Source organism: Exiguobacterium sp. KKBO11, from assembly GCF_001644945.1.
Classification (GTDB): domain Bacteria; phylum Bacillota; class Bacilli; order Exiguobacteriales; family Exiguobacteriaceae; genus Exiguobacterium_A; species Exiguobacterium_A abrahamii.
In genome coordinates this window covers 1,270,544-1,283,866 of sequence record NZ_LUCU01000011.1, presented here as the reverse complement: position 1 = coordinate 1,283,866, position 13,323 = coordinate 1,270,544, and the positions used below count along the sequence as shown (strand labels likewise).

Here is a 13,323-nt window from a genome sequence, read left to right as displayed (position 1 = left end):
GAGGAGGAAGACCAACAGGACGATAGACCGATTTTTACACGACAGGGGAATGGATGAATCTGACTAAAAGATCATTTTTTTATTCAAGTTAACATAACATATATTATCAATAGTTATAAGATTTTGTCTCATAATCAGGGTAAACTTAAGATAGTGAGACAAAACAAAAAAACACGGAATTAACCGTGTTTTCGACAATCATACGGACGTGTCCGTTCCAATCGATGAATCAAACGATCCAGGAATATATGATGGCGGCGTTCAAGTTGCGTGATCCGATCAAGTGGCAACCACGCGAAATCAAAGAAATCACCGCAATCCTGACCATCACCAGCCACACAATGCGTCCAGCGATTCTCTTGGCATTCGATGTGCGCATGATAGAAATACGTGTAATGGACCCGCATTCGCTCCGGATAGCGCATCTCTTCTTCGCCGATGTACTGGACGGATGCTAACGAGAGACCACTTTCCTCAAGCGTCTCACGGACAGCTGCTTCTTTTGCGATTTCAGCATCTTCGATCGTACCTGCGGGGATCTGCCAATCACTCTCAGGAGCCGATTGTGGATGAAAAACAAGTAGTTCCCATCCGTTAGGTTTTTCCCGAGTGATATAGATTGCTACTTTTTCGCGACGTCTGAATTTCATCTTCATCACCTCTCCAAGGTCGGCAGATTGCACAACAAGCAGCTAAAGGGACGGTCCCGTAGCTGCTTGATCAATTGACGCTATAAGCAAAGCTGCGGAGACGCGTGACCCGACGCTTGTTCGTGACGAATCGTGACCTGACTATTTCTTCTATTGTAGCCGTTATTGGTCAGTGTTTCAATTTGTAAACGATATTTATAGCGATAAATCTCAAAATTCCGAGCATTCGTCTCAAAATTCCCCCTCTCCTGCCCCGCTAGATTTAAAAAAGCTCCCCCGTTATCCGGAGGAGCCTCGTCTTATCGTGTATACCAGTCGAGTAAGGGACCGAATTTCTCTTCATCGTAGGCAAATGAACCGTTCGATAAGCGGTCGAGGAACGATAACGAACCGATTTGGATCGTTTTTTCCTGCTCTTTTCCGCTGAGGACCAATTCTTTCGCTTGTGTGACGTCGATCAATGCTGCGACTTGGTGTGGTTTCGATTTCAAGTCACGGAGCAACTGTAAGCCGCGGAGCGCACGGCTCGAGACTTGGAACTGATCCGCGAGACGCATCTTCTTCAAGGCACCCCGTTGCGTCAAGAGGACGATCTGTGGTGCTTCCTTGAAGCCAATTGCACCCGCGACGACATCCTGATCCTTGAGGTTGATCGCTTTAACACCAGCTGCCCGTACACCAACGACAGGAACGTCATCTTCTGTGAACCAGAGCCCGAAACCGTTCTGTGTCGCAAGGAACAGTTCCGTTTGACCTGTTGAGACCTGAGCATACAAGACTTCGTCGTCTGCCTTCAAACGGACACCTTGAAGTGGTTTTGACTTCCGCTGGGCGTTGTAGTCACTCAGTTTCGAGCGTTTGACCATCCCTTGACGAGTCACGAACAAGCAATGCTGTGCTTCGTCGAACGAGCGGACGAGATCCGCTGAGAGAACCCGGTCACCCGGTTCGAGTGGAACGAGGTTCGCGACGTGTTGACCGCCATCTTTCCACTTCGTATCCGGCAATTGATGGACCGGAATCAGCAAGTAATTCCCGCGAACGGTCCAGACGATCAAGTGATCCGTCGTCATCGCTTGCCCTTGGAGCAACGGACGATCCTGTTCCTTCAAATCCGGTAAGTCGTTCGAGGCACCGAATGAACGGAGCGACGAACGTTTGACGTAACCGTTTTTCGACAGGAAGACCATCGTTTCTTCGACAGCGATCATGACTTCCGTCTTCAGCTTCAGTTCTTCAACTTCCGCTTCGATCGTCGAGCGACGTTTGTCCGCGACTTGTTCCTTCAAGACTGTCAATTCCTTGATGATGAGACGATTACGTGTCTTTTCATCGTTAAGGATCTTCTCAAGACGAGCGATTTCCTTCTCGAGTTTCGCAGCTTCTTCCTGCAACTCGACGATATCGGTATTCGTTAACCGGTACAGCTGGAGCATGACGACGGCTTCCGCTTGGCGATCCGTAAAGTTGAAGCGCGTGATCAGCTTCTCCTTCGCGTCCGCTTTGTTCGACGCAGATCGGATCAAGGCAAGTGTCTCATCGAGGACAGAGATCGCTGTCATCAAGGCAGAAACGACTTCCTGACGGCGTTTCGCTTGTTCGAGATCAAACGCTGTCCGGCGGATGACGACTTCCTTGACGTGTGCAAGATACGCATCAAGCAACGTCAAGACACCCATTTGCCGCGGTGTCCGTTCATGGATCGCGACCATGTTGTAGTTATAAGCGATTTGTAGATCAGTCTGTTTGAGGTAGAAGTGTAAGACACCTTCCGCGTCCGCTTCCTTCTTCAACTCGATGACGACCCGTAAGCCGTCGCGGTCGGTCTCATCACGAACTTCCGCAACCCCTTCAACCTTTTTATCGAGACGGAGTTCTTCCATCCGTTTGACGAGATTCGCTTTATTGACCTCATACGGGAGCTCCGTGATGACGATTTGCTGACGACCGCCCCGCAGTGTCTCAATCGTTGAGCGCGAGCGGATGATGACTTTACCGCGTCCTGTCTCGAACGCCTTCTTGATGCCATCAAGCCCTTGGACGACACCACCAGTCGGGAAATCCGGACCTTGCATGTGCGTCAACAAGTCATCGACGTTCTGGACCGTCCCTGAGATCCGACCAATCGCAGCATCGAGGACTTCTCCCGCGTGGTGCGGTGGAATCTCGGTTGCGTAACCAGCGGAAATCCCCGTCGAACCGTTCATCAGCAAGTTCGGCAGGAGTGACGGTAAGACGAGTGGTTCTTCCGTCGTATCATCGAAGTTGAGCGTGTAATCGACGGTTTGTTTGTTGATCCCGTCGAGAATCAGACTCGAAACTTTTGATAAACGGGCTTCCGTATACCGCATCGCTGCCGCGCTATCGCCGTCGATCGATCCGTTGTTCCCTTGCATATCGATCAACGGGTAACGGAGTTTCCACTCTTGGCTCAAGCGGACCATTGCTTCATAGACCGATGAATCACCGTGCGGGTGGTAGTTACCGATGACGACCCCGACCGTCTTCGCTGATTTCCGGTAAGCACGGTCGAACAGGTTGCCTTCCGTATGCATCGCATACAAGATACGGCGTTGAACCGGTTTCAGACCATCACGGGCATCCGGTAAGGCACGATCTTGGATGATATATTTCGAATAACGACCAAACCGGTCGCCGACGACTTGTTCGAGCGACAGGTTCAGGATGTTTTGTAGATTAGACATGTTCGTTCACACTCTCTTTCGTCACGTGCTCATTCTCGATGATCGAGAGGTCTTCCGCGAGACCGAAGGCGACATTGTCCTCGATCCACGTCCGGCGGTGCCCGACGTTATCGCCCATGAGGACAGAGACGCGTTTTTCAGCAACAGCAGCATCGTCGATCGTGACCCGAATCAACGTCCGTGTCTCAGGATCCATCGTCGTTTCCCAGAGCTGTGGTGCATTCATCTCCCCAAGTCCTTTGTAACGTTGGATCATATAACCTTTACCGAATTTCTTCGTCGTTTTCTTGAGTGTCTCTTCGTCCCAGACATATTCAAATTTCTCCGATTTGCCTTTCCCTTTTGAGACGCGGTAGAGCGGTGGTAAGGCAACGAAAACCTTCCCAGCGTCGATCAACGGACGCATGTAGCGGAAGAAGAACGTCAATAGCAAGACTTGGATATGCGCACCATCGGTATCGGCATCGGTCATGATGATGACTTTGTCGAAATTACAATCCGACAAGTCAAAATCGGCTCCGACACCGCCACCAATCGCATGAATGATCGTATTGATCTCTTCATTTTTCATGATGTCAGCGAGTTTCGCTTTTTCCGTGTTCAAGACCTTACCACGGAGTGGAAGAATCGCTTGGAACGTCCGGTTTCGTCCTTGTTTCGCAGAACCACCGGCAGAATCACCCTCGACGAGGAACAATTCATTCTTGTCTGCGTTTTTCGAAGCAGCAGGTGTCAGTTTTCCGTTCAAGATGCTCGAGCGTTTCTTCTTTTTCCCGTTTCGTGCTTCTTCGCGGGCTTTCCGTGCTGCTTCACGAGCTTGTGCTGCGCGAATCGCTTTTTTGATCAACAGCGTCGCCGTTTGTGGGTTCTCTTCCAAGTATGTCGAGAGACGACGGCTGATGACAGCGTCACAGCTTGTCCGTGCTTCCGGCGAACCGAGTTTCGACTTCGTTTGTCCTTCGAATTGGAGGAACTCTTCCGGAATCCGGATCGAGACGATCATCGTCAACCCTTCGCGGATATCATTTCCATCAAGGTTCTTATCCTTTTCCTTCAAGAGCGCATTCTTCCGGGCATATTCATTCATGACCCGTGTCATCGCCGTCTTCGCACCGACTTCGTGTGTTCCACCGTCGCGTGTCCGGACGTTGTTGACGAACGACAGGACGTTTTCCGAGTACGCATCTGTGAACTGGAAGGCGATATCGACTTCGATCTCGTTTTCCGTACCTTCGAACGCAACCGTCGGATGCAGCGTATCTTTATCATCGTTCAAGTACTGGACGAATTCGCTGACACCGTCTTGGTACTGGAAGATATCTTGTTTATCAGACCGTTCGTCCGACAGCGTAATCTTCAGACCTTTCAGCAAGAAAGCGGATTCGCGTAAGCGTTCCGCGAGCGTATCGTAGTTGTATGTCAACGTACTGAAGATCGAGCCATCTGGTTTAAAGTAGACGCTCGTTCCTTTTTGACGCGTCGTACCCGTCTCCAGCAACGTCGTCTTCGGCATCCCGCCGTTTTCAAACGTTTGCTCATATTGTTTCCCGTCACGGAAGATCGTTACTTTCAAATCCGTTGATAAGGCGTTAACGACCGACGCCCCGACGCCGTGTAAGCCACCGGACGTCTTATAGCCACCTTGACCGAACTTACCGCCAGCGTGAAGGACCGTGAAGATGACTTCAGCAGTCGGCTTTCCCGATGCATGCATCCCCGTTGGCATTCCACGTCCATGGTCACGGACGGTGATTGCATTATCTTTATGAATCGTGACGTCAATTTGTTCCCCGAATCCTGCAAGTGCCTCATCGATTGCGTTATCGACGATCTCGTAGACGAGATGGTGAAGTCCACGATGATCGGTTGAACCGATATACATACCTGGGCGCTTCCGGACTGCTTCGAGTCCTTCGAGCACCTGTATGGCATCATCATTGTAGTTATTTAAGTCTGTCGCCATTCATTTCACCTCAAAATTCGAAATTACGACGTCGTTTTTACAAACGTTCGTTCGTTATTTCAAGTAGTCTGTCTCTAATTGTAGGCATCTTCTTGCTTCCTGACAAGCATAACCTGTAAAGCGCATGAAAAAAGACACCTTCACGAACGGGTGAAGATGCCTGAAATCGTGCGATGACTCACAGATATTGATGCTCGATTTTGATGCAACGATTCTCAATATATGGAATACCAGCACCGAGTGCGAGACTTTCTGCTTCGACACTCGAGAGACCAAGCTGATTCCAAATCATCCCGACGTCACCGTGAGCAACAGCATCTTTAGCGACGTCCGCTAAAAACTCAGACCGACGGAAAACGTCGACGATATCGATGTGTCCTGGAATGCTTGCGACACTCGGGTAGACTTTTTGACCGTTCCACTCGTTTAACGTCGGATTGACCGGAATGACTTCGTATCCGTGCTGGACTAAGTAGTCCGCAATCCAGTTTGCGGTCTTTCCGGAATCACTCGAGACACCGACGACGGCAATGCGTTTGGCATCCTTCAAATACTGACGTGCTTGTTGATCAGTAATCATTTAGAACTCCCCCTTATGAAAATAACTCTTACCTAACACTCTATACCCGAACCAAGATGAAGTATGCGAAATCGAGCACGTTTTCGACGTTTTTCAGAAATCGTCTTGAAATCAAATGAGTCGACCAATGCCCCGTCGAACGACTTCTCGATGCAACTGAGAGCGAAATTGAATATTCATTCTTTTTTGTTGATTTAGGTGACATAACACTATTATTGTTATCAAAGAAAATGTTGTAGCTCAAAAACCATAAAATTAGGCTAAATTCTCACGTGCATCGAGTTGACCAACGACCCGTTTGGTGCGTTGTCGATGCAACTGAGAGCTCCCTGTCTGACAATTTAACATTGCGTGAAATAACTATTTCACGCAAACAAGTGTCTGATGTACCAACGTTTGGTATACTACTGCTAGAGGGGTGATTGTCGGATGAGTTTATTTAAAAACCTAGGAAAAACGATACATAAAACGACCGTTTCGGCTACAGCACCAGCGATTCCTGGTTATGAGCGGATGCCACGCTTCATTCAGTCCTATTTGGATCAGTTAGCAGCAAAACATTTCTCATTAGCAACGATGCGCCGCTACGTCTACGACTACGAAGCGTTCTTTCAATTCGTTGCAACGGCGTCGGGTGAAGAAGTGACGGCGCGCGAGATTCCGCTTGAAGCGTTCGTCGAGATCGATGCAGCGGGGATCGAAGCTTATGCCGAATACCTTGCCTTAACGAAACAAAATGCACCAAGCGTGATCAACCGAAAGCTATCGGCGTTACAGTCGTTGTTCCGTTATTTGGTCGATACAGGTCAACTGTCGGAAAATCCGGTCGCAAAAGTCAATCGACCAAAACAAGCGAAACGGGAACCGGTCTACCTGACGAAACGCGAATGGGATGAATTGATTCAGTTGTTACCGTCGAACGTCGAGATGAATGCCCGGGAAGCATCACATTATGAACGAGACCGCGTCCGCGACGTGACGTTGTTCCAACTACTCGGCTATAGCGGGATGCGCCTCAGTGAGATGACTCAACTCGTCTGGAACGATGTCGATTTCCACGAAAACACGCTCCGCGTCATCGGAAAAGGCAACAAAGAGCGGCTGATTCCGCTCGCAAAACCCGCTCGGATTGCCTTGCGCAAATACGCGATTCATTATCAGATGCCAACGAGCGGCGCCGTACCTGTCTTCCAAAAACACGGGAAACCACTCAGTCCACGGGCAGTCCAGCATATTTTGCAGCGGCACACGGAACGATTGAAACCGGTCCTGCCCTTTTTAGAGCGAAAAAAAATTACACCGCATAAATTGCGGCATACGTTTGCGACACGTCTTGCGACCGGTGGGGTCGACGTCCTGACGATCCAGCAGCTACTTGGTCACGAATCCGTCGCGACAACACAAGTCTATGCCCATATCGGTGATTCCGAGAAAAAACGCGCCGTCGATTTATTCGATGGTGAACGATAATAACATTATGTCAACTAAAGGGGGAATAGCATGAATTATGGGCTCAGTGAACGCAAAATCAAACAAATGTCTGATGCCTATGCCTTTCGACGGGGAAAGAAGTATGTCGCCGCCCGCAAGGTCACGTTGCATAATTATCGAATGGGCGACGAGCTGATTGAAGCGAGTGTCGACGGTGAGGAACGATTCACGGTGACGGTTCGCGTCAAGGCGCACGGTGTCGACGCCGGCTGTAATTGTCCGTCGCTTGCGATGGATACATCATTTTGCGGACATATCGTCGCCGTTTTGCTGGCGATGCATCATGTACAGGCGCACGGTACACCGACGCCGCTATCGCCGCAGATCCGTCCGTTCACGGCGATCCAAGTCGATGACGCTGGCGCGCGCCATTATTTACGCAGTCTCACACCGGATCGTCGGGTAGCGATTCATTTCGAACTGACCGGACCCGTCGTGACGCTCAAACGACTGACGGACAATCAACAGCATCAACTGTCCCTGCCCTACTTTGATCGTCTGCTTGGACAGACCGAGTATCTGCAGCGAGTCGCCGATGTTTCGTTCAGTCCTGATTTACAAGAACGAATCGTTTCCGGGACACCAATCGTCAAACTCCATCTCGACCGAACGGCTCAGGAAGTCGAAGTCCGTGTGTCGTTTGATTATCAAGGGATTCAGCTGAATCCGCTCGATGAGACGATTTACGCTGGACGGGATCAGGTAACGGAGCAAAGTGCCTTACGCTTCTTACGTGAATTCCAAGCAACACCACGAGACATGCGCTACATCATCACGAGTGACGCCGCGCAGTATGCCTTTCTGCGGAGTCTGCTTGACGAAAGGGTTGCGCTCGGTCAACTGGAGTTATTTGCAACACAAGCGATCCGGACGACGTTACCAAAAGGTCCGTTCCATCCGCGAATCGAAGTCGACGTAACGGACCGCCTCGACTGGCTCGTGTTCAACTTTTCAATGGACGGGATTCCGGAAGACGAGCTGAAACGTGTCCTGAAGTCGCTCGTCTTACAAAAACGCTATCACCGCTTGAAATCCGGACAGTTCGTTTCTCTAGAAACACGGTCCTTCCAGCAGTTACAACGGGTTCTCGCCCAGATGGAAGCAAGTGAACGGGACTTACGCGACGGACGGATCGTCTTACCTGCCGTCCGGAACATGAAGCATCTGATTGGCGCTTCCGTCCTCCATCTTCACGCCGATTTGCTCGAGAAATGGCTTGAATTGAAATCCGGACAAGGATTCCAGCTCGACTTGCCGAATTCGTTAGAGTCACGACTCTATCCGTATCAACGAACGGGCATTCAATTTCTGAAGAATTTAGACGCGCTAGGATGTCACGGGATTTTAGCCGATGAGATGGGGCTCGGGAAAACGATTCAAGCGATTGGTTATGTCGCGATGATTCCTGACCGTCGCGCGCTCATCGTCGCACCGGCATCACTGCTCCGCAACTGGGAGGCGGAACTGAAGCGCTTTTTACCCGGTCGACCGGTTCATGTCGTCACCGGTTCTCAAGCCAGCCGACTCCGCGAACTGGAGCACTTACCTGACGATACGGTAACAATCGTCTCCTATACGACGCTTCGGACCGACGTCCGTCGTCACCCCGTATATGACGTCGTCTTCTTTGATGAAGCCCAGCACTTGAAGAATCCGCAGTCACAAACAGTCAGTCAACTGCGGCATCTGCAAGCAAAACGGCGGTTCGCCTTAACGGGCACACCGCTTGAGAATCGTCCACGTGATATCTGGTCGATTTTCCATGTCCTGTTTCCGGAGCTACTGCCGGATCTAATGACGTTTGAGAAATGGTCGTTTGACGACATGCAACGGTTCATCCAACCGTTCTTATTACGGCGCGAGAAACAAGATGTCTTACAGGACTTACCGAAGAAACAGATCGAGCATCATTATGTCGAGCTCGGTCCAAACCAAAAACGCTTATATGCGTCGTATCTCGCCAAATTGCAACTCGAGACGCTGCAACACTTAGACGAGACGAAACGCGAAGATCGTCTGAAATTACTGGCTGGGTTAACGCGTTTGCGGCAAATTTGCAACGATCCGGGGTTATTCGTCGAGGGATACACAGGGGAAGCAACAAAACGAACGCGTCTGCTCTCATTGATTGCCGAAAAACGGGCAGTCGGAAAGCGGATCTTGATTTTCTCGCAGTATACGCAAATGCTCGAGCGCATTCGCTCGGATCTCGCGCAACGTCACCTCCCCCACTTCCTGTTGACGGGTGAGACACCACTCGAAGACCGGGTGGCGTTATGCGACCGGTTCAATGACGGTGAAGTCGATCTCTTCTTGATTTCCCTGAAAGCGGGTGGGACGGGATTGAATCTCGCAACTGCTGATACCGTCATCCTCTTTGACAGCTGGTGGAATCCGGCCGTCGAACAGCAGGCAGCCGATCGCGCCCACCGGCTTGGACAACAGTCCGACGTGACGGTCATCAAACTGCTGACACGCGGGACAATCGAAGAAAAGATGACGGAATTACAAGATCGAAAAGCCCAGATGGTCGATGCCGTCCTGACGGCTCCAGACAGTGATGCCTTGACCGTCAAGGAACTCGTCCATCTCGTTGAAACAAAGGAGGAACATCGGTGATCCTTGATCTCCTGCTTGGTTACCTTATCGGTAGTATTCTTGGCGGTACGCTCTGGAAGTACGTCAGTCGTACCGATTTGGCACAGGTCGGTTCCGGAAACATCGGTGCCCGCAACGCCCATCGCGCCGGTGGGCTCCCGGCTTTTTTATTCGTGTACCTGTTTGATGCCACGAAGACGATTCTTGCACTACAGCTAACAGACGCATTTTATCCCGTCGCTCTTGCCGTACTTATCGGCCACTTGTTTCCATTGTTTCATCCGCGACGTGGCGGTAAAGGATATGCCGTATTTTCCGGCATCGTCTTCGCTATCACGCCGTGGGCATATCTTGCCGGACTAGGCATACTCGGTCTGTCTTATCTCGTAACGAAAGATAGCGTCAAAGCGGGGCTGATTCCGGTTGTTCTACTCCCGTTACTCCCTGTCTACTTTGACGCGGGACCCATCAATATCTTGTGTACCGTTGCCGTAAGTCTACTTGTCCTGTGGGCTCATGATGCACTTCACAAGCCAGTCATTACATAAGGAGGACGTCTCATGATCGATTTTTCCATTGCCACCGCTTCGGACGCGGAAGCAATCCATGAACTGAACTACCTCACCTTCACGGAAGAGATTCCGCAACATCAACCGAACACCGAACGGAAACGGATTGACCGGTTTCATGATCAAAATACCTATCTGATCGGCAAGGAAGACGATCGACTCGTCGCGATGATCGCCATTCGAAAGCATCGTCCTTTTTCGCTTGAGGAAAAGGGCGTGACGTTAGATGAGACACTGACGAACCCAGCGGAAATCCGTTTACTCAGCGTTCGTCCCGAATACCGCAATAGTCGTACGTTCATGCAATTGATGCGCTTTTTGATGGTCTACTTGGAGCGGGAAACGATTGATCATGTCTATATCAGTGGTACGACGCGGGAAGCTAAACTATATGCGCGGTTCGGCTTCACACCAATCGCAGCAACGCTCGGTAGTGGCGATGCCCAGTTCGTACCGATGTTGTTGTCGCGCGCAACATATGAACGATCCGTCATCGCGGACGTCTTACGTCCTCTGCATTTTCTAGCCGGTCCAGTCGAGGTTGCACCAACAGTCCGCCAAGCGGCACAACAAGCACCGCGCCCGCATCGGACGGCTTCGATGCGCCAGCTCGATCAAGATTTACGTGGTCGGATGTGTCAGTTGCTGGATTTGCCACATGTCTCGATGGCTGTCGGCAGTGGCACCCTTGCCAATGATATCGTCGCACAACAACTGAGTGGACACGGATTGATCCTAAACGGTGGTGAGTTCGGTCAACGCTTGATCGATCACGCGGCACGAGCTGGGAAGTCCTTTGATGTCCACCTGCTTCCGTCCGGTCACCCAATCGACTTGGAACAACTCGCGAGTCAACTGCATCAAACGGAATACGACTGGATCTGGTTGACACATTGTGAGACGTCTACGGGCGTTCTCTACGATCTCGATGCGGTAAAAGCGCTGCTGGATCAACGAACCGCACTCATCGTCGATGCGATCAGCGCCGTCGGAACCGGACGTTTCTCATACGCTGGTTGCAAATTCGTCACGACCGTCTCCGGAAAAGCAATTGGTGGTTTACCGGGTCTTGCGTTCATCGGTCATACAGACAGCATCCTACCTTCTCCACGAATTCCACGTTATCTGGATCTCGGACTCTATGCGGAAGGCGTCGCCTTTTCCGGCTCATCGAACTTGTTGCTTGCTTGTCAGGCAGCGCTCGATGCCCTTGATCTCGATCAAGCCGCCATCAAGATGACTTATCTCGAACAGGCCGTTCGGGCGACTGGTTTTAACCTGCTTGCGACTCAAGAAGCACAAGCGCCGGGAATTCTGACGATCGTCCATCCGTCGGCAACCGCTTTAGGAGACGCTCTCCGGATCCAGGGCTATCATGTTCAATATGAAAGCGACTATCTCGTCCATAATCAATGGCTCCAAATCTCAACGATGGGACAGACGACGATGCGGCACATCGAACGTCTCATCCGTGTATTAGTCCGTGAAAACCAACGCATCACCATAAAAAATGAAAAAAATGAAAGACCTCTTAACCCTTGATTTCAAGCGGTTTGGAGGTCTTTCGACTTTAAAAAATAAAAAATAGAGGTTTAAGGATTTAAAACATAGGGGTATAAACTCACTAGCACCGCATCAAACCGGTGACTTACTCACACATGTTTCTCAATATCAGCGTAATGACCTGGGAGAGAAATGCAAAGTCACGAAAGCGTCAGGCTCAATGCGAGTCTGGAACCGATTGTCTTAGCATGTTTCATATTGTTCAGGACTTGTCCTGCTCCTACATTCATTACCTTTTGAGGGCTATACCAAATTCAAGGGGGAAATGAACATGTCAGTTAAATTAACAGCCGAAAAACGCGAGGTACGTCCACGCTCACTCCGTAAACAATTACGTCATGAAGGAAAAGCTCTTGGTGTCGTGTATGGTTACAAAGTGGAAAGTACACCAATCGCATTCGAAGAAAAAGAATTGCTTAAAATCGTTCGAGAAAACGGTGAGAACGTCTTGATTTCACTGAAACTCGACGGTAAAAATATTAACGTCTTGATCAACCGTCGTGATATGGATGTCTTCACACCAACTGTCGATCACGTTGAATTCATCGCCGTTAAAATGGATGAAGAGACAGAAGTCGAAGCAGACGTCGTACTCGTCGGTGAAGCAGCTGGCGCTAAAGTCGGCGGATTCCTGTCACAGACACTCTTTAAAGTAACAGTCGCAGCAACACCAGATAAATTACCAGAGAACGTCGAAGTCGACGTCACGAACCTCGAAATCGGCGATTCGATCTCTGTAGCTGATCTTCCGGAACAAAAAGATTTCCGTATCGTCACAGAAGGCGACATTCAAGTCGCAGCTGTCGTCGAATCAACGCTTGAACAAGAGCTTGAGGAAATCGAAGAAGCAGAAGCTGAAGCGCAAGCGGAAGCTGGCGAAGACAACGAAGCGGAAGCTACGGAAGAGTCTTCAGAAGAAGCAAAAGAAGAGAACGAAGACAACAAATAAGTCGTTTGACGATACGCCCTTCGTGGCGTATCGTTTTTTTGTGTCTTGACAATAGACAGAAGATTGCCTAAAGTGAACAGCGTATCATCTATTACCATATCCACTAGGGGAGCCCATTTGGCTGAGACGATTCACTTCGGACCCTTCGAACCTGATCTAGTTCATACTAGCGTAGGAAAGTGGAGCGATCACATCCAATGACTCCTGCTGCGCGCAGTTTTTCTGAGGACCGCTCTCTTTTTTACGGAGGGCGGT

General features: G+C 50.2%; 9 protein-coding genes and 1 riboswitch. Of the genes, 5 read left to right on the top strand and 4 right to left on the bottom strand.

Annotation, left to right across the window (positions count from 1 at the left end; genetic code table 11):
• Positions 1-179: 179 nt before the first annotated feature.
• The 4 genes from AYO36_RS06715 to AYO36_RS06700 form a co-directional block, all read right to left on the bottom strand.
• Complete coding sequence (locus tag AYO36_RS06715) at positions 180-650, bottom strand: NUDIX domain-containing protein (RefSeq protein ID WP_231681758.1); 471 nt, start codon at positions 648-650, stop codon at positions 180-182.
• Positions 651-949: 299 nt separating this feature from the next.
• Positions 950-3,355 (bottom strand): DNA topoisomerase IV subunit A, encoded by a 2,406-nt coding sequence (parC, locus tag AYO36_RS06710; RefSeq protein ID WP_064299873.1) that lies wholly within the window; start codon positions 3,353-3,355, stop codon positions 950-952.
• Complete coding sequence (gene parE, locus AYO36_RS06705) at positions 3,348-5,318, bottom strand: DNA topoisomerase IV subunit B (RefSeq protein ID WP_064299872.1); 1,971 nt, start codon at positions 5,316-5,318, stop codon at positions 3,348-3,350. Before parE ends, parC begins: the two co-directional genes overlap by 8 nt.
• Before the next feature lie 178 nt (positions 5,319-5,496).
• Positions 5,497-5,898 carry a CoA-binding protein gene (locus tag AYO36_RS06700; RefSeq protein WP_023468336.1) on the bottom strand — a complete coding sequence of 134 codons (402 nt, stop codon included), beginning with the start codon at positions 5,896-5,898 and terminating at the stop codon, positions 5,497-5,499.
• Positions 5,899-6,327: 429 nt separating this feature from the next.
• On the opposite strand from AYO36_RS06700, the gene AYO36_RS06695 reads away from it, so the two are divergent.
• The 5 genes from AYO36_RS06695 to AYO36_RS06675 all read left to right on the top strand — a co-directional run bounded on the left by AYO36_RS06695 (position 6,328) and on the right by AYO36_RS06675 (position 13,068).
• Positions 6,328-7,368 (top strand): tyrosine-type recombinase/integrase, encoded by a 1,041-nt coding sequence (locus tag AYO36_RS06695; protein WP_058703402.1) that lies wholly within the window; start codon positions 6,328-6,330, stop codon positions 7,366-7,368.
• A gap of 30 nt (positions 7,369-7,398) precedes the next feature.
• On the top strand, positions 7,399-10,008 hold the full coding sequence (locus tag AYO36_RS06690; protein WP_064299871.1) for a DEAD/DEAH box helicase: 2,610 nt from the start codon (positions 7,399-7,401) through the stop codon (positions 10,006-10,008).
• Positions 10,005-10,535, top strand: coding sequence for a glycerol-3-phosphate acyltransferase (locus AYO36_RS06685; protein ID WP_082874177.1), 531 nt, complete (start codon positions 10,005-10,007; stop codon positions 10,533-10,535). Before AYO36_RS06690 ends, AYO36_RS06685 begins: the two co-directional genes overlap by 4 nt.
• 12 nt (positions 10,536-10,547) lie before the next feature.
• A complete protein-coding gene (locus AYO36_RS06680) occupies positions 10,548-12,098 on the top strand; it encodes a GNAT family N-acetyltransferase (RefSeq protein WP_064299870.1) in 1,551 nt (516 codons plus the stop codon).
• A 292-nt stretch (positions 12,099-12,390) separates the two neighbouring features.
• A complete protein-coding gene (locus tag AYO36_RS06675) occupies positions 12,391-13,068 on the top strand; it encodes a 50S ribosomal protein L25/general stress protein Ctc (RefSeq protein WP_023468341.1) in 678 nt (225 codons plus the stop codon).
• Between the two features lie 95 nt (positions 13,069-13,163).
• A riboswitch (TPP riboswitch) is annotated at positions 13,164-13,263 on the top strand.
• Positions 13,264-13,323 lie beyond the last annotated feature (60 nt).